The sequence below is a fragment of the Streptomyces sp. NPDC031132 genome (genome assembly GCF_055570595.1).
The window spans coordinates 1-17,534 of the sequence record NZ_JBVIGX010000066.1 but is presented as its reverse complement, the minus strand read 5'-3'; the positions used below and the strand labels follow the sequence as shown (position 1 = coordinate 17,534).

Here is a 17,534-nt window from a genome sequence, read left to right as displayed (position 1 = left end):
GTGATCGCAAGGCGGAGGAGGGAGGCGACGCTCGCGTCGTCGACCGACGACAACGCGGCGAGCGCGCGTGCCGGGCCCCACCGGCCAGACGAGACCTTAAAGACACCCCCTAGGGGGGTGTCTTGTCGACAGACACACTCCCTAGTGGGCCGCCGCCGCGAACAGGGTGTGCATCGCCCGGCGCAGGTCGCAGACGTCGCGTACCGGCGCCGGGAAGTCGAAGCGGGCGTCGAAGGAGGAGCCGGAGCCGTCGCCCGTGAAGCGGACCCGCAGGCCCAGGCGGTCCAGGGCCAGGGGGACCGCGGTCATGCCGGCGCTCTCGCGCGGGCCCAGCAGCGCGCAGAGGTCCGCGATCCGGTCGCGGTGTGCGGCGGCCAGGTGCTGGAGGAGCTCCGTCTCGTGGTTCACCATCGGGTCCGGTTCCACCAGGGCCAGTTCCTCCGGGTCCACGTGCTCCGCGCCCCACAGGTCGTCCACCGAGATCTCGCCGACCTCCAGGCGCAGCATCACGAAGGACGGCCGACCGTGCAGACCGAGGAGTTCGCCCACCGGCCGGCGCTCCGCCAGCAGCGCCGCGCAGGCCGCGCGGTCGTCCCCGCGCACCTGCGTCAGCCACCCGGCCAGCCACGCGCGGCCTCGGATACGATGGGGCACGGACACCGGCGCCACATCCGTGATCTCGATCACGGCGGTGAGGTCGTCGTCCTGGGCGTAAGCGGCTGCCCTGGCAGCCGCGGATTCCCCTGACACCAGGAGAATCACGTCCCCGTCCGGGGTGACGGTCCGAGCGGCCGGCATCCCTGTCCCGAACTCTGCCTGGTCAAGAGACCGCAGCTGGTCAACAGCACCCGGCAACGTGAGGGATACTGAGGCGTTGGACTCTACGAGGGTTCGTACGCGTTCGGCTCCGGTGAGCTGCCGAACGCCTTCCCTGGGACGCGGCTGACCTTGCTTATCGTCGGCGCAAGCGGATTCTGTTTCGTCTGAATTCGAACTGCGCTGCGCACTGGGCAGGGGGATCCCATGTGGTCGAGACATTACGTCCTCCTCGCTAAGGTAAGCCTCACCTAACTTACATGGAGGTAGGTTCCACGTGAACCAGAAGCGACCCAAGGTCAAGAAGTCGCGTGCCCTCGGCATTGCGCTGACCCCGAAGGCCGTCAAGTACTTCGAGGCCCGCCCCTACCCGCCGGGCGAGCACGGCCGTGGCCGCAAGCAGAACTCGGACTACAAGGTTCGTCTGCTCGAGAAGCAGCGTCTGCGCGCCCAGTACGACATCTCTGAGCGTCAGATGGCTCGCGCCTACGACCGCGCCAAGAAGGCCGAAGGCAAGACGGGCGAGGCGCTGGTCGTCGAGCTCGAGCGTCGCCTCGACGCCCTGGTCCTGCGTTCGGGCATCGCCCGCACCATCTACCAGGCCCGCCAGATGGTCGTTCACGGCCACATCGAGGTCAACGGTGGCAAGGTCGACAAGCCGTCGTTCCGTGTCCGCCCGGACGACGTCATCACCGTGCGCGAGCGCAGCCGCGAGAAGGTTCCGTTCCAGGTTGCCCGTGAGGGTGGCTACGCAGGCGAGGGCGAGACCCCGCGCTACCTGCAGGTCAACCTGAAGGCCCTGGCCTTCCGCCTGGACCGCGACCCGAACCGCAAGGAAATCCCGGTCATCTGCGACGAGCAGCTCGTCGTCGAGTACTACGCCCGCTGATCCAGCGGCCGTAGCCTCACAGGCTGGTCAGCCCGTCGGTTCCCCCTTGGGGGAGCCGACGGGCTTCCTGTTTTTCGGACCGCCCGGACCGCCCGCCGCGCCCGGACCGCCCGCCGCGTCCCCGGCCCGCGGCCTCGGCACGGACTCCGGCGCCGCCGCCGCCGGCTCCGGCGCCCGCAGCGCCCGCTCGACCGCCTCCTCCGAGGACAGGCTCCGGCCGTGCTGCGCACACGCCTCGTACCGCTCCGCCCCCAGCAGCTCGCCCGCCCGCTCCCGGCACATCAGCCGCGGGGCGTTGAAGTACCCCGAGCCGAACAGCTGCAGGCCCACCCCTTCCCACATCGGCTCCGCCGCGCCCTGGAGCACCGCCGCCTCGGCCGGATGCCCCTCGACCGCCGTGACCAGGGCCAGCAGCTCCAGCGCCAGCACCAGCCCGACCAGGTCGCGGAACGTGTGGTTGATCGTCACGCACTCGGTCAGCAGCCGCCGGGCCTCGGCCGTGCTTCCCGCCTCCAGGGCCGCGTACGCCAGGACGTACAGGGCGTACGCCTTCGTCCAGCGCTCCCCGCGCTCCTCGCAGATGTCCCGGACCTCCCGGCACAGCGAGAGCGCGCCCGCCAGATCCCCCTGGAAGGCCAGCGCCATCGCCAGCTCCACCTGGCACATCAGCACATTGCTGTTCAGCTCCCCGGCGTCCCGGTACCGCTCCAGGGCCGACCCCAGCAGCTCCCCGGCCCTCGCCATGTCGTCGGAGACCAGTGCCAGGCAGCCCAGCCGGTGCACCGCGTACGCCGCCGCCACCGGGTTCCCGGTCCGCGCCGCCCCGTCCCGGCACTCGTACAGGGCGCTCATCGAGGCCACCGCATCGCCCTGCAGCGCCGCCACGTAACCGAGCACCCACAGCGCCTTCAGCCGCGACCCCGCGTGCTCCGACCCCGCCGGGCCGGGCTCCAGCGTCCGGTCCAGCCAGTACCGGCCCTCGGTGAGCCGGCCGCAGCCGGCCCAGTAGAACCACAGCGTCCCCGCCAGGTACTGGCCCAGATGGACCTCGTCCGGATCCTCCAGGCAGCACTCCAGCGCCAGCCGCAGGTTCGCCAGCTCCGCCTCCACCAGCGCGGCCACCTCCTGCTGGCGCGGGCTGAACCAGTCCAGCTCGCACCAGGTCGCCAGCCCCAGGTACCAGTCCCGGTGGCGCCGCCGTAGCCGCCCGGCGTCGCCCAGCGACTCCAGCCACCCCGCCCCGTACACCCGTACGGTCTCCAGCATCCGGTAGCGCACCCCGGCCTCCGTCTCCTCCCGGGCCAGCAAGGACTGGGCGAGGAGCTCCCCGAGCACGTCCAGCACGGACTCCACCGGCAGGTCCGCTCCCGCGCACACGTACTCGGCGGCGTCGAGGTCGAACTGTCCGGCGAACACCGACAGCCGCGCCCACAGCAGCCGCTCCTGCGCGGTGCACAGCTCATGGCTCCAGCCGATCGCCGTACGCAGCGCCCGGTGCCGGGGCAGGCCCCCGCGCGCACCGCCCGTCAGCAGGGCGAACCGGTCCTCCAGCCGCGTCAGCACCTGCTCCGGAGACAGGGCCCGCAGCCGCCCGGCCGCCAGCTCCAGTGCCAGCGGGATCCCGTCGAGCCGGGCGCACAGCTCCACCAGCGCGGCCCGGTTGGCCGCGGTCACCGCGAAGCCCGGATCGGCGGCCGCCGCCCGCTCGGCCAGCAGCTCCAGCGCCTCCTCGGGGGTTGGCGGGGCCAGCGGGAAGGCCTGCTCCCCGTCGAGGTCCAGCGGCCGCCGCCCGGCGGCCAGCACCCGCAGGCCGGGGGAGCGGCGCAACAGCTCCCGCACCAGCTCCGCGGTCTCGTCGACGAGCTGCTCGAAGCCGTCCAGGACCAGGAGCAGGCGTCGCTCGGCGAGGTGCTCGGCCAGGACCGTCCGGGGCGGCCGCGCGGTGTGGTCGGTGAGTCCGAGCGACTCCGCCAGCGTGAGTTCGAGCAGCGCCGGATCGCGTACGCAGGACAGCTCGGCCAGCCATACGCCGTCGCAGTAGCGTTCCTGCGCAGCACCCGCCGCCTCGGCCGCCTCCCGGGCCGCCGCCAGCGCCAGCCGGGACTTGCCCACCCCGCCCACGCCGGTCACGGTGACCAGCCGGGCGGTCTCCAGCAGCCTCCCCACCTCGGAGAGTTCCGCACCCCGCCCGACCAAGCGGCTCAGCTCCGAGGGAAGATTGCCGCAGGTCCTCTGTTGCACGGGCCTCTGTCGCATGGGACACGGAGGGTACTGGTCCGGATGCGCTGCGTACAAGGCGGGTCGGCCGGACCCCGAATTCCGGTACGGCGGTGGATCTCCGGCGCGATAGGGTCGGAGAACGACTTTTCTACGTAGTGATCAACAGGCAGAGAGCGGTGCAACGTGTCCGGTGGAGAGGTGGCCGGGATCCTCGTGGCCGTCTTCTGGGCCATTCTGGTCTCCTTCCTCGCCGTGGTGCTGGTGAGGCTGGCCCAGGTGCTCAAGGCGACGACCAAGCTGGTGGCCGACGTGACCGACCAGGCCGTCCCGCTGCTGGCGGACGCCTCCACCACCGTCCGCTCCGCGCGCACCCAGCTCGACCGGGTCGACGCCATCGCGAGCGACGTCCAGGAAGTCACCTCGAACGCCTCCGCGCTCTCCTCCACCGTGGCCTCCACCTTCGGCGGACCGCTGGTCAAGGTCGCGGCCTTCGGCTACGGGGTCCGCAAGGCACTGGGCAAATCCACGGAAGACGCGCCGCCGAAGGCGTCCCGACGTACCGTGATCGTTGGCCGTACGGTGCCGGCCGCCCGGCGCCGGAAGCAGAAGGGCTGAAACCTCCGATGTTCCGCCGAGCCTTCTGGTTCACCGCAGGCGCAGCCGCCGGTGTGTGGGCCACCACCAAGGTCAACCGCCAGCTCAAGAAGCTGACACCGGAGAGCCTCGCCGCCCAGGCCGCCGACAAGGCCGTGGAGGCGGGCCACCGCCTCAAGGACTTCGCCCTCGACGTCAAGGCGGGAATGTCGCAGCGCGAGGACGAGCTGAACGACGCGCTGGGGTTGCACCAAGACCCCGACCGGCCCGACAACGTCACCGCCCTCCCCGGGCAGCGGCGGCTGCGGGCCCTCCAGAACGACAAGACCACCCACCGCTCGAGCCACGAGTACCGCTCGACGGATTCGTACAACCGGAATGAGGACCACTGATGGAGTCGGCTGAAATCCGCCGCCGCTGGCTGAGCTTCTTCGAGGAGCGCGGTCACGCCGTTGTCCCTTCGGCGTCGCTCATCGCGGACGACCCGACTCTGCTGCTGGTCAACGCGGGCATGGTCCCGTTCAAGCCGTACTTCCTCGGCGAGACCAAGCCCCCGGCCCCGCGGGCCACCAGCGTGCAGAAGTGCGTCCGGACGCCGGACATCGAAGAGGTCGGCAAGACCACCCGCCACGGCACGTTCTTCCAGATGTGCGGCAACTTCTCCTTCGGCGACTACTTCAAGGAAGGCGCCATCAAGTACGCCTGGGAGCTGCTGACCAGCTCCGTGGCGGACGGCGGCTACGGCCTGGAGCCGGAGAAGCTCTGGATCACCGTCTACCTCGACGACGACGAGGCCGAGACGATCTGGCGTGACGTCATCGGCGTCCCCGCCGAGCGCATCCAGCGCCTGGGCAAGAAGGACAACTTCTGGTCCATGGGCGTTCCGGGTCCGTGCGGCCCGTGCTCGGAGATCAACTACGACCGAGGCCCCGCGTTCGGTGTCGAGGGCGGCCCCGCCGTCAACGACGAGCGGTACGTGGAGATCTGGAACCTGGTCTTCATGCAGTACGAGCGCGGCGCCGGCGACGGGAAGGAAGACTTCCCGATCCTCGGCGACCTGCCGTCGAAGAACATCGACACCGGTCTGGGTCTCGAGCGCCTCGCGATGATCCTGCAGGGCGTGCAGAACATGTACGAGACCGACACCCTGCGCGTGGTCATGGACAAGGCCACCGAGCTGACCGGCGTGCAGTACGGCGCCGCGCACGACACCGACGTGTCCATGCGCGTGGTCGCCGACCACATCCGCACCTCCGTCATGCTCATCGGCGACGGCGTCACCCCCGGCAACGAGGGCCGCGGCTACGTGCTGCGCCGCATCATGCGCCGCGCCATCCGCAACATGCGCCTGATGGGCGCCACCGGTCCGGTCGTCCAGGACCTCGTCGACGTCGTGATCAGCACGATGGGGCAGCAGTACCCCGAGCTGATGACCGACCGCATGCGCATCGAGACCGTCGCGCTCGCCGAGGAGACCCGCTTCCTCAAGACCCTGAACGCCGGGTCCAACGTCCTGGACAGCGCCGTGTCCGAGACCAAGGCCGCGGGCGGCTCGGTCCTGCCCGGCGACAAGGCGTTCCTGCTCCACGACACCTGGGGCTTCCCGATCGACCTCACCCTCGAGATCGCCGCCGAGCAGGGCCTCTCCGTGGACGAGAGCGGTTTCCGGCGCCTGATGCAGGAGCAGCGCGACAAGGCCAAGGCCGACGCCAAGGCCAAGAAGACGGGCCACGCCGACGTCTCGGCCTACCGTCTGATCGCCGACAACGCGGGCGCCACCGAGTTCACCGGCTACGCCACCACCCAGGGCGAGTCCACCGTCGTCGGCCTGCTGGTCAACGGCCTGCCCTCGCCCGCCGCGTCCGAGGGCGACGAGGTCGAGGTCGTCCTGGACCGCACCCCGTTCTACGCCGAGGGCGGCGGCCAGCTCGCCGACCAGGGCCGCATCCGGCTCGACTCGGGCGCCATCATCGACGTCCGCGACGTGCAGCAGCCGGTCCCGGGCGTCTCCGTGCACAAGGGCTCCGTCCAGGTCGGCGAGGTGACGGTGGGCGCCTCCGCGTACGCCGCCATCGACGTCAACCGCCGCCGGGCCATCGCCCGCGCCCACTCGGCCACGCACCTGACCCACCAGGCGCTGCGCGACGCGCTGGGCCCGACGGCCGCCCAGGCCGGTTCCGAGAACAGCCCCGGCCGGTTCCGCTTCGACTTCGGCTCGCCGAACGCGGTGCCCGGCACGGTCCTGACCGACGTCGAGCAGAAGATCAACGACGTGCTCTCCCGCGAGCTCGACGTCACCGCCGAGATCATGAGCATCGACGAGGCGAAGAAGCAGGGCGCCATCGCCGAGTTCGGCGAGAAGTACGGCGAGCGCGTGCGCGTCGTGACCATCGGCGACTTCTCCAAGGAGCTGTGCGGCGGTACGCACGTCGGCAACACCGCCCAGCTGGGTCTGGTGAAGCTGCTCGGCGAGTCCTCCATCGGTTCCGGCGTGCGCCGTGTCGAGGCCCTCGTCGGCGCGGACGCGTACAACTTCCTCGCCAGGGAGCACACGGTCGTCGCCCAGCTCCAGGAGCTGGTCAAGGGCCGTCCGGAGGAGCTGCCGGAGAAGATCGCCTCCATGCTCGGCAAGCTGAAGGACGCCGAGAAGGAGATCGAGAAGTTCCGCGCGGAGAAGGTCCTCCAGGCCGCCGCCGGCCTTGCCGAGAACGCCCAGGACATCCGCGGCGTGGCCCTCGTCGTGGGCACCGTCCCGGACGGCACCGGCGCCGACGACCTGCGCAAGCTGGTCCTCGACGTCCGCGGCCGCATCCAGGGCGACCGCCCGGCCGTCGTGGCCCTGTTCACCACGGCGAACGACCGCCCGCTGACCGTCATCGCCACCAACGAGGCCGCCCGCGAGCGCGGCCTCAAGGCCGGCGACCTGGTCCGCGCCGCCGCCAAGACCCTCGGCGGCGGCGGTGGCGGCAAGCCGGACGTCGCCCAGGGCGGCGGCCAGAACCCGGCCGCCGTCCCCGACGCCATCGCCGCGGTCGAGCGCCTCGTCGTCGAGACGGTCTGACCATGACTCTGCGCCGCGGCCGCCGTCTCGCCATCGACGTCGGGGACGCCCGTATCGGGGTCGCCTCGTGCGACCCCGACGGGGTGCTCGCCACACCGGTGGAAACCGTTCCGGGCCGGGACATCCCCTTCGCCCACCGGCGGCTGCGGCAGCTCGTCGCGGAGTACGAACCCCTCGAAGTCGTGGTCGGCCTCCCCCGCTCGCTCAGCGGGCGGGAGGGGCCGGCCGCGGCCAAGGTGCGCGCCTTCGCGAACGAACTCGCGAAGGGGATCAAGCCGGTGACGGTCCGTCTCGTGGACGAGCGGATGACCACGGTCACCGCCGCCCAGGGGCTGCGGGCCTCGGGGAGGAACGCGAAGAAGGGCCGTTCGGTCATCGACCAGGCGGCCGCAGTGGTGATCCTTCAGAACGCTCTTGAGACCGAACGGGTATCAGGTAATCCGCCCGGTGAGTGCGTCGAAGTGGTTGTCTGATCGCGATACGGTAACGTTCCGCGCGATGCGGCGGCATTCGAACAGTCGTCGCCCACCACTTCAGAGGCGGAACCGGGTGCCGCGGCGGATGTAGCCGCTGCCTCCGTCTCGCGGCTCTAGGGGATCGATGACTGAGTATGGCCGGGGCCGTGGCCCCGAACCGTGGCACCCGGAGGACCCGCTGTACGGGGACCACGGGTGGACCGGGCACGAGGCCCAGCAGGCTCAGATGCCCTATGCCGGTGGCCCGCAGCAGCAGCATCCGCAGGAGCCGCAGTACCAGCAGGACGCTCAGCAGTACCAGCAGGACCCTCAGCAGTACCAGCAGAGTCCTCAGTACCAGCAGAATCCGCAGTACCAGCAGGACCCGTACCCGCAGCAGTACGGGCAGCAGGGCCAATACCCGGAGCAGCAGCAGGGCTATGCCCCGCAGCAGCCCCACCAGGCTCAGCAGCAGCAACAACAGCTGCTGCACCCGCAGCCGCAGCAGCAGCCGGCGTACGACGGCCAGGGCTGGGACACCGGCCAGGGCCGGTACACCGCCGTCCCGCAGGCCGACCCGTACCTCGGCGCGGACCCGTACGCCCAGCAGCCCGTCGGCGGCTATCCGGGTGAGGCCCCCGACCTCTACGGCACCCCCGAGGCCTACCCGCCGCCGCAGCCCCCGGGCCGGCGCCACCTGGTCACGGAGCAGGAGCCGGAGGCGGAGTACGCCGACGAGGAGGCCGAGGAGGCCTCGATCCTGCCCGGCGGCGGAGGCGACGACGATTCCGACGAGCCGAACGGCGGACGCCGCGGCCGCTCGAAGGGCAAGCCCAAGCGCCGCAACGGCGCGGCCTGCCTGATCGCCGCCGTCGTCATCGTGGGCGTCATCGGCGGTGGCGGCTACTACGGCTACGACTACATCAAGTCCAAGTTCAGCACCGGCGAGGACTACGCCGGTGAGGGCGAGGGCTCCGTGCCCATCGACATCCCCAAGGGCACCGGCGTCGGTGAGATGGGCCGCATCCTCAAGGCGCACGGCGTCGTCAAGAGCGCGGACGCCTTCGTCGCCGCCGCCAAGGTCAACCCCAAGGGCGGTGCGATCCAGGCGGGCTCCTACGTGATGAAGGAGCACATGTCGGGCAAGGCCGCCGTGGAGCTCATGGTGAACGGCGCCGGGGTCAACGCCCTGGACGTCATCCCGGGCTGGAAGAACATCCAGGTCTACGCGGCCATCGACGGCAAGCTCAAGCTCAAGGAGGGCACGACCAAGGAGATCGCCGTCAAGGAGGCGAAGAACCTCGGTCTGCCCGAGTGGGCCAACAACAGCAAGGACATCAAGGACCCCCTGGAGGGCTTCCTCTACCCGGCCCGCTACGACCTCAGCAAGGACGCGAGCCCCCAGTCGCTGCTCAAGCAGATGGTGGCCAAGTCCAACGAGGCCTACGCGAGCGCCGACCTCCAGGGGCAGGCGGCCAAGCTGGGCCTCTCGAACCCGCTGCAGCTCGTCACCGTCGCGAGCCTCGTCCAGGCCGAGGGCAAGTACCAGCACGACTTCGACAAGATCTCCCGGGTGGTCTACAACCGTCTCAAGCCGGGCAACACCGAGACGTACGGTCTGCTCGACTTCGACTCCACGGTCAACTACATCAAGGGCCAGAGCACCCTGGACGTCGGCGCCGTCAACGACCTGCGCAAGCTCGACGACCCGTACAACACGTACAAGATCAAGGGCCTGCCCGCCGGCCCGATCGGCAACCCGGGCCCGGACGCGCTCAAGTCGGCGATCAACCCGGCCACCGGACCGTGGTACTACTTCGTGTCGGTGAACGAGAACGAGACGCTCTTCGCCGTGACGAACGCCGAGCACAACCAGAACCGCCAGCGGTACGAAGAGGAACGGAAGAAGGCAGGGCAGTGATACGCGCAGCCGTGCTCGGTTCACCGATCGAGCACTCCCTCTCCCCGGTGCTGCACCGCGCCGCGTACCAGGAGCTCGGTCTCGACGACTGGTCCTACGACCGCTTCGAGATAGACGAGGCCGCGCTCCCGCAGTTCGTCGCCGGCCTCGGCCCCGAGTGGGCCGGGCTGTCCCTGACGATGCCGCTCAAGCGCGCGGTCATCCCGCTCCTCGACGGCATCAGCGAAACCGCCGCCTCGGTCGAGGCGGTCAACACGGTCGTCCTGACCAAGGACGGGCGGCGCCTCGGCGACAACACCGACATCCCCGGCATCGTCTCCGCGCTCCACGAGCGGGGTGTCGACAAGGTCGACAGCGCCACCATCCTCGGCGCGGGCGCCACCGCCTCCTCGGCACTGGCCGCCCTCGCCCGGATCTGCTCCGGCGAGGTCACGGTGTACGTGCGCTCCCGGGCCCGCGCCGACGAGATGCAGGAGTGGGGCGAGCGCCTCGGCGTGGCCGTCCGCACGGCCGACTGGGCGGACGCCGCCGACGGGCTCGGCGCGCCGCTGGTCATCGCGACCACCCCGGCCAGCGCCACGGACTGGCTGGCAGCTGCCGTACCGGCCGCCCCTGGCACCCTGTTCGACGTCCTGTACGACCCGTGGCCGACCGCCCTCGCGGCGGCCTGGGCGCAGCGCGGCGGCCGCCTCCTCGGCGGCCTGGACCTCCTCGTCCACCAGGCGGTGCTCCAAGTCGAGCAGATGACCGGCCGCCACACCGCGCCGCTGGCCGCCATACGGGCCGCCGGCGAGGCCGCGCTGCGCGCCCGCCACTAGGGGGTGCCTCGGGGTGTCCGGCGGATCATGACCGGGCCCGGGCGGCACACCTGATGCACTGCGCACACTGATCTTGCTCGCGTGAAGCCGGACCCGCCAGGGTGGGGAGGGTGCACCGGCGTCCGCCAGCTGGACCGGAGGGCGGTGCACCGGCCCGGACGTGGGAGGATCGGGTGAGGCGGGTCCGGGCCGCGCACCCGGCCGCGCCGCCGCAGTACCAGGCGCGAGCATGAGGAGCATCGTTGAGCAGGTTGCGTTGGCTGACTGCCGGGGAGTCGCACGGTCCGGCGCTGGTGGCGACGCTGGAGGGGCTTCCCGCCGGCGTTCCGGTCACCACCGAGCTGGTGGCCGACCATCTGGCGCGGCGCCGGCTCGGGTACGGGCGCGGTGCGCGGATGAAGTTCGAGCAGGACGAGGTGACCTTCCTCGGCGGCGTCCGCCACGGTCTGTCCCTGGGTTCGCCGATCGCCGTCATGGTGGGCAACACCGAGTGGCCCAAGTGGGAGAAGGTCATGTCGGCCGATCCCGTGGACCCGTCGGAGCTGAAGGAGACGGGCCGCAACGCCCCCCTGACGCGTCCGCGCCCGGGCCACGCCGACCTGGCGGGCATGCAGAAGTACGGCTTCGACGAGGCCCGGCCGATCCTGGAGCGCGCGAGCGCCCGTGAGACCGCCGCCCGCGTCGCCCTCGGCGCCATCGCCCGGTCCTTCATCAAGGAGACCGCGGGCATCGAGATCGTCTCGCACGTCATCGAGCTGGCCGCGGCCAAGGCCCCGTACGGCGTGTACCCGACCCCCGCGGACGTGGAGAAGCTGGACGCGGACCCGGTGCGCTGCTTCGACGCGGACGCGTCGAAGGCGATGGTCGCGGAGATCGACCAGGCCCACAAGGACGGCGACACGCTCGGCGGCGTCGTCGAGGTCCTCGCGTACGGGGTCCCGGTCGGCCTCGGCTCGCACGTGCACTGGGACCGCCGCCTGGACGCCCGCCTCGCGGCCGCGCTGATGGGCATCCAGGCCATCAAGGGCGTCGAGGTCGGCGACGGCTTCGACCTGGCCCGCGTACCGGGCTCGCAGGCGCACGACGAGATCGTGTCCACCCCCGAGGGCATCAAGCGCACCTCCGGCCGCTCCGGCGGCACCGAGGGCGGTCTGACCACCGGTGAACTGCTGCGCGTACGGGCCGCCATGAAGCCGATCGCGACCGTCCCGAAGGCGCTCGCCACGGTCGACGTCGCCACCGGTGAGGCCGCTGCCGCGCACCACCAGCGCTCCGACGTCTGCGCCGTCCCGGCCGCCGGCATCGTCGCCGAGGCGATGGTCGCCCTCGTCCTCGCGGACGCGGTCGTCGAGAAGTTCGGCGGCGACTCGGTGCCCGAGACCCGGCGCAACGTCCGGGCGTACCTCGACAACCTGCAGATCCGGTGACGGGCGGACCACTGGTCGTCCTCGTCGGCCCGATGGGGTCCGGCAAGTCCACGGTGGGGGCGCTGCTCGCCGCGCGGCTCGGCGCCCCCTACCGGGACACCGACGCCGACATCGTCGCGGCCCAGGGCCGCGCGATCTCGGACATCTTCGTCGACGAGGGCGAACCGTACTTCCGTGAGCTGGAGCGGCAGGCGGTCGCCGCCGCCCTCGCCGAACACACCGGGATCCTCGCCCTCGGCGGCGGCGCCGTCCTCGACGCGGGCACCCGGGAGCTGCTGGCCGGTCTGCCCGTCGCCTACCTCTCCATGGACGTCGAGGAAGCCGTCCGGCGCGTCGGACTGGGCGCCGCGCGCCCGCTGCTCGCCGTCAACCCGCGCCGCCAGTGGCGCGAGCAGATGGAGGCCCGGCGCCCCCTGTACACCGAAGTCGCGCGCGTCGTGGTGGCCACCGACGACCGCACCCCCGAAGAGGTCGCCCAGGCGGTCCTCGACGCTCTGGAGTTGAAGGACGTATGACAGACCAGGTGACGCGCATCCAGGTCGGCGCCGTAGCCGGACACGACGCGTACGACGTGCTGGTCGGCCGGCAGCTGCTCGGCGAGCTCGGCGCGCTGATCGGCACCAAGGCCCAGCGGGTCGCCGTGATCCACCCCGAGGCGCTCGCCTCGACCGGTGAGGCACTGCGCGACGACCTGGCCGGGCAGGGCTACGAGGCGGTCGCCATCCAGGTGCCGAACGCCGAGGAGGCCAAGACGGCCGAAGTCGCCGCGTACTGCTGGAAGGCGCTGGGCCAGTCCGGGTTCACCCGCACCGACGTGATCGTCGGCGTCGGCGGCGGAGCCACCACGGACCTCGCGGGCTTCGTCGCGGCCACCTGGCTGCGCGGGGTGCGCTGGGTCGCCGTACCGACCACCGTCCTCGCGATGGTCGACGCGGCCGTCGGCGGCAAGACCGGCATCAACACCGCCGAGGGCAAGAACCTGGTGGGCTCCTTCCACCCGCCGGCCGGTGTGCTGTGCGACCTGGCGGCGCTGGACTCGCTGCCGGTCCACGACTACGTCAGCGGCCTCGCGGAGATCATCAAGGCCGGTTTCATCTCCGACCCGGTGATCCTCGACCTCATCGAGGCGGACCCGGCGGCGGCCCGCACGCCCGACGGCCCGCACACGGCCGAGCTGATCACGCGCTCCATCCAGGTCAAGGCGGACGTGGTCTCCAGCGACCTCAAGGAGGCCGGGCTGCGGGAAATGCTCAACTACGGGCACACCCTCGCGCACGCCATCGAGAAGAACGAGCGCTACAAGTGGCGGCACGGCGCCGCCGTGTCGGTCGGCATGGTCTTCGCCGCCGAACTCGGCCGGCTCGCCGGCCGGCTCGACGACGCGACGGCCGACCGGCACCGGGAGATCCTCGCGGCCGTCGGCCTGCCGCTGACCTACCGCGGCGACCAGTGGCCCAAGCTGCTCCAGACCATGCAGGTCGACAAGAAGTCCCGCGGCAACCTGCTGCGCTTCATCGTCCTCGACGGACTGGCCAAGCCCACCGTCCTCGAAGGCCCCGACCCGGCGCACCTGATCGCCGCGTACGGCGAGGTGTCCGCGTGAGCCGTAAGGTGCTCGTGCTGAACGGCCCGAACCTGGGCCGGCTCGGGTCGCGCGAGCCCGACGTGTACGGGGCCACCTCGTACGCCGGGCTCGTGGAGAGCTGCCGCACGCTGGGCGAGGAGCTCGGCTTCGACGTCGAGGTCCGTGAGACCAACGACGAGGGCGCCATCGTGCGCTGGCTGCACGAGGCGGCGGACGGCAAGATCCCGGTCGTGATCAACCCGGGTGCCTTCACGCACTACTCGTACGCCATGCGCGACGCGGCCGCGCAGCGCACCGCGCCGCTGATCGAGGTGCACATCTCGAACCCGTACGCCCGCGAGGAGTTCCGGCACACGTCGGTCATCGCCTCGGTGGCGACCGGTACGGTGGCGGGCTTCGGCATCGGCTCGTACCGGCTGGCGCTGCGCGCGCTGGCGGACGAAGTCTGACGGTGCTGGTGGGCGGCTCCGCCCCCGCGGTCATATAACGTTCTCGCATCAGTCGGCGGAACGAGACGGAGTGGCAGCGGATGCAGCAAGGAGCGGGAGGCGGCGGAGCGGGCTGGGGGCAGCCGGGACATCATCCGGCGGCGCCCCCGCAGCCGCCCATACCCCCTGCGCAGGGATGGCCGGTGCCTGCGCCGCCGCAGGCGCCGCCGCCGCACGTGGCGCCGCCACCGCCGTCCGGCCCCGAGGCCACGACGGGGCACATTCCGCTGCCGCCCGCGGTGCCCCGTACCGGCGGCGCCACGCTGGCCGTGCTGCTGATCGGCCCGGCGGGCGCGGGGAAGACCACGGTGGCCCGGCACTGGGCCAGCACCCGGCCGGTGCCCACCGCACACGTGAGCCTGGACGACGTCCGGGAATGGGTGTGCTCGGGCTTCGCGGACCCGCAGGCGGGCTGGAACGACCACTCCGAGGCCCAGTACCGGCTGGCCCGCCGCACCTGCGGCTTCGCCGCCCGCAACTTCCTGGCCAACGGGATCTCCTGCATCCTCGACGACGCCGTCTTCCCGGACCGGCCCGTGGTGGGCCTGGGCGGCTGGAAGCGGCACGTGGGCCCCGCCCTGCTGCCCGTCGTCCTCCTCCCCGGCCTGGAGATCGTCCTGGAGCGCAATGCCGCCCGCTCGGGGAACCGGCGCCTCTCGGACGAGGAAGTCGCCCGCATCCACGGGCGGATGGCCGGCTGGTACGGCTCCGGCCTGCCGATCATCGACAACTCGGACCTCGACGTGGAAGGCACGTCCCGGGCCCTGGACGAAGCCCTGGCCCGGGCCATCGCGGCACCCGCCTTCTGACCGCCACCGCGGGCCGGGCCCTCGTACGGGCGTGCTCACCAGGCCGGATGCGCGGGGCGCTCGTAGGCTCGAAGACATGTCAGACGTGTACGCGGCCCGTCGGGGCCTGCTTCGCGACCGCTGCGCCGCCGCGGGGAACGCCGCCGCACTGATCACGCGTCCGGCGAACGTCCGCTACCTCGCCGGGGCGTCCCCGCCGGACGCCGTGCTGCTCGTCGGACCGGACGGCGAGGACATGCTGTTCACCGTCGGCCCGCCCAGCGGCGAAGCCGACGAGGGACGCCTCGACGACCAGCTCAGACTCTCCGTGCTCTCCGCCCCCGGCAGCGACGCGGCCGTCGCGGCCGGCGACATGGCCGGCTCCCTGCGCGCCGACTCACTGGCCGTCGAGGAGCACCACCTCACCGTCGCCCGGCACCGAGCCCTGCGCTCCGTCGCGCCCAAGCTGCGGCTGGCCGACCTCGGGACCTCCGTGGAGCAGCAGCGCCTCGTCAAGGACGAGGAGGAGATCGCCTGCCTGCGGATCGCCGCCGAGATCGCCGACCAGGCGCTCGGCGAACTGCTGGAGTCGATCCTGGTGGGCCGCACCGAGCGCCACCTCGCACTGGAGCTGGAGCGCCGCCTCGTCGACCACGGGGCCGACGGGCCGGCCTTCCCGACCTCCGTCGGCACCGGGCCGAACTCGGGCGGCTCCCGGCACCGGCCGTCCGACCGCCGCGTCGAGGAGGGCGACTTCCTCTCCGTCTGCCTCGGGGCCAACTACCGCGGCTACCGCTGCGAGATCGGCCGGACGTTCGTGATCGGCACCAGCCCGGCCGACTGGCAGATCGAGCTCTACGATCTTGTTTTCGCGGCCCAGCGGGCGGGACGTGAGGCCCTCGTGCCCGGTGCCGCGTACCGCGAGGTCGACCGTGCCGCGCGCTCCGTGCTGGACTCCGCAGGACATGGTGAATCGCTCGCTCCGTGGACCGGACACGGTGTAGGCCTCGAAATCGACGAGGACCCGCAGCTTGCACCTACGGCAATGGGTAAACTGGACGCTTGCGTGCCGGTCACCGTCGAACCGGGGGTTCACCTCCCGGGCCGGGGAGGTGTCCGGATCGATGACACGCTCGTCGTACGCCCCGAGGCGGACGGCGGTCCCGAGCTACTCACCATTACGACCAAGGAGCTGCTCGCGCTCTAGCCCGCTGCGGCGGCCTGTGCGCGCACCCGTGGTCTTCCAGTGCAGGAGATTCCGCAACCGTGGCTTCCACGAACGACCTCAAGAACGGCATGGTGCTCAAGCTCGACGGTGACCAGCTCTGGTCCGTCGTCGAGTTCCAGCACGTCAAGCCCGGCAAGGGCCCGGCCTTCGTGCGCACCAAGCTCAAGCACGTGCTCTCCGGCAAGGTCGTCGACAAGACGTTCAACGCCGGCACGAAGGTCGAGACGGCCACCATCGACCGCCGCGACATGCAGTTCTCTTACATGGACGGCGAGTACTTCGTCTTCATGGACATGACCACCTTCGACCAGCTGATGGTGGACAAGAAGGCTGTCGGCGACGCCGCCAACTTCCTGATCGAGGGCTTCACCGCCTCCGTCGCCCAGCACGAGGGCGAGGTGCTCTACGTCGAGCTCCCGGCCGCGGTCGAGCTCAAGATCGAGCACACCGACCCGGGCGTCCAGGGCGACCGCTCCACCGGTGGCACCAAGCCCGCCACCCTGGAGACCGGCTACGAGATCCAGGTCCCGCTCTTCGTCACCACCGGCGAGACGGTCAAGGTCGACACGCGTACCAGCGACTACCTCGGCCGGAAGAGCAACTAACCCGTGGCTGCTCGGAGCAATGCGCGCAAGCGCGCCTTCCAGATCCTTTTCGAGGCCGACCAGCGGGGGGTGCCCGTACGCGAGGTCCTCGCGGACTGGATCCGCCACGCGCGGTCGGACGACCGGCAGCCGCCGGTCAGCGCCTTCACGATGGATCTCGTCGAGGGTTACGCCGACAAGGTGAACCGCATCGACGACCTGATCGTCACCTACGCCGTGGACTGGGAACTCGACCGCATGCCGGTCGTGGACCGGAACATCCTGCGGCTCGGTGCCTACGAGCTGATCTGGGTGGACGACACCCCGGACGCCGTGGCCATCGACGAGGCCGTCCAGCTGGCCAAGGAATTCTCGACGGACGAGTCCCCCTCGTTCGTGAACGGGCTGCTGGCCCGCTTCAAGGACCTGAAGCCGAGCCTGCGCCGGGGCGAGTAGCCCCCGGCGGTTCGGCGAGAACGGAGGGCCCGCGGCGCACACGCGCCGCGGGCCCTCCGTTTCTGCTTCCGCTTCCGTTCGTGCTCCTGCTGCGCACGGAGATGCGAAACCGGGGTGGGGGGGGGGGGGGGGGGGGGGGGGGGGGGGGGGGGGGGGGGGGGGGGGGGGGGGGGGGGGGGGGGGGGGGGGGGGGGGGGGGGGGGG

Annotated in this window: 17 protein-coding genes; 15 read left to right on the top strand and 2 right to left on the bottom strand. The window is 71.5% G+C overall.

Features of this window, described 5'->3' with window-relative positions:
- Positions 1-141: 141 nt before the first annotated feature.
- Positions 142-798: a DUF2470 domain-containing protein gene (locus tag ACZ49B_RS38245; RefSeq protein ID WP_468315700.1), complete on the bottom strand. Its 657-nt coding sequence runs from the start codon at positions 796-798 to the stop codon at positions 142-144.
- Between the two features lie 295 nt (positions 799-1,093).
- Here ACZ49B_RS38245 and rpsD point away from each other — a divergent pair, with 295 nt between their 5' ends.
- A complete protein-coding gene (rpsD, locus tag ACZ49B_RS38240) occupies positions 1,094-1,705 on the top strand; it encodes a 30S ribosomal protein S4 (RefSeq protein ID WP_030294564.1) in 612 nt (203 codons plus the stop codon).
- Between the two features lie 27 nt (positions 1,706-1,732).
- Here rpsD and ACZ49B_RS38235 read toward each other — a convergent pair whose 3' ends face one another.
- The gene (locus ACZ49B_RS38235; RefSeq protein WP_468315697.1) at positions 1,733-3,961 is read right to left on the bottom strand and encodes an ATP-binding protein; all 2,229 of its coding nucleotides are present in this window, start codon (positions 3,959-3,961) and stop codon (positions 1,733-1,735) included.
- Positions 3,962-4,108: 147 nt separating this feature from the next.
- On the opposite strand from ACZ49B_RS38235, the gene ACZ49B_RS38230 reads away from it, so the two are divergent.
- The 14 genes from ACZ49B_RS38230 (at position 4,109) to nusB (ending at position 17,330) form a co-directional block, all read left to right on the top strand.
- Positions 4,109-4,540, top strand: a complete 432-nt coding sequence (locus tag ACZ49B_RS38230; protein ID WP_468315695.1) for a DUF948 domain-containing protein — start codon at positions 4,109-4,111, stop codon at positions 4,538-4,540.
- A gap of 8 nt (positions 4,541-4,548) precedes the next feature.
- Entirely contained in the window at positions 4,549-4,911 is a 363-nt protein-coding gene (locus ACZ49B_RS38225; RefSeq protein ID WP_468315693.1) for a DUF6167 family protein, read from the top strand.
- Positions 4,911-7,580 carry an alanine--tRNA ligase gene (gene alaS / locus ACZ49B_RS38220; RefSeq protein WP_468315690.1) on the top strand — a complete coding sequence of 890 codons (2,670 nt, stop codon included), beginning with the start codon at positions 4,911-4,913 and terminating at the stop codon, positions 7,578-7,580. The genes ACZ49B_RS38225 and alaS overlap by 1 nt, the downstream gene beginning before the upstream one ends.
- Before the next feature lie 2 nt (positions 7,581-7,582).
- Complete coding sequence (gene ruvX / locus ACZ49B_RS38215) at positions 7,583-8,053, top strand: Holliday junction resolvase RuvX (RefSeq protein WP_030233951.1); 471 nt, start codon at positions 7,583-7,585, stop codon at positions 8,051-8,053.
- 127 nt (positions 8,054-8,180) lie between these two features.
- The gene (gene mltG, locus ACZ49B_RS38210; protein WP_468315687.1) at positions 8,181-9,956 is read left to right on the top strand and encodes an endolytic transglycosylase MltG; all 1,776 of its coding nucleotides are present in this window, start codon (positions 8,181-8,183) and stop codon (positions 9,954-9,956) included.
- Positions 9,953-10,774: a shikimate dehydrogenase gene (locus ACZ49B_RS38205; RefSeq protein ID WP_468315684.1), complete on the top strand. Its 822-nt coding sequence runs from the start codon at positions 9,953-9,955 to the stop codon at positions 10,772-10,774. Before mltG ends, ACZ49B_RS38205 begins: the two co-directional genes overlap by 4 nt.
- 242 nt (positions 10,775-11,016) lie before the next feature.
- The gene (aroC, locus tag ACZ49B_RS38200) at positions 11,017-12,201 is read left to right on the top strand and encodes a chorismate synthase (protein WP_468315681.1); all 1,185 of its coding nucleotides are present in this window, start codon (positions 11,017-11,019) and stop codon (positions 12,199-12,201) included.
- Positions 12,198-12,716, top strand: a complete 519-nt coding sequence (locus ACZ49B_RS38195; RefSeq protein ID WP_468315679.1) for a shikimate kinase — start codon at positions 12,198-12,200, stop codon at positions 12,714-12,716. Before aroC ends, ACZ49B_RS38195 begins: the two co-directional genes overlap by 4 nt.
- Entirely contained in the window at positions 12,713-13,804 is a 1,092-nt protein-coding gene (aroB, locus tag ACZ49B_RS38190) for a 3-dehydroquinate synthase (protein ID WP_468315676.1), read from the top strand. The genes ACZ49B_RS38195 and aroB overlap by 4 nt, the downstream gene beginning before the upstream one ends.
- Positions 13,801-14,235 carry a type II 3-dehydroquinate dehydratase gene (aroQ, locus tag ACZ49B_RS38185; RefSeq protein ID WP_468315673.1) on the top strand — a complete coding sequence of 145 codons (435 nt, stop codon included), beginning with the start codon at positions 13,801-13,803 and terminating at the stop codon, positions 14,233-14,235. The genes aroB and aroQ overlap by 4 nt, the downstream gene beginning before the upstream one ends.
- An 80-nt stretch (positions 14,236-14,315) precedes the next feature.
- On the top strand, positions 14,316-15,083 hold the full coding sequence (locus ACZ49B_RS38180; protein ID WP_468315670.1) for an AAA family ATPase: 768 nt from the start codon (positions 14,316-14,318) through the stop codon (positions 15,081-15,083).
- A gap of 76 nt (positions 15,084-15,159) precedes the next feature.
- The gene (locus ACZ49B_RS38175) at positions 15,160-16,269 is read left to right on the top strand and encodes a M24 family metallopeptidase (protein WP_468315668.1); all 1,110 of its coding nucleotides are present in this window, start codon (positions 15,160-15,162) and stop codon (positions 16,267-16,269) included.
- 59 nt (positions 16,270-16,328) lie between these two features.
- Positions 16,329-16,895 carry an elongation factor P gene (gene efp / locus ACZ49B_RS38170; protein WP_030008757.1) on the top strand — a complete coding sequence of 189 codons (567 nt, stop codon included), beginning with the start codon at positions 16,329-16,331 and terminating at the stop codon, positions 16,893-16,895.
- Positions 16,896-16,898: 3 nt separating this feature from the next.
- Positions 16,899-17,330, top strand: coding sequence for a transcription antitermination factor NusB (gene nusB, locus ACZ49B_RS38165; protein ID WP_030294584.1), 432 nt, complete (start codon positions 16,899-16,901; stop codon positions 17,328-17,330).
- Positions 17,331-17,534 lie beyond the last annotated feature (204 nt).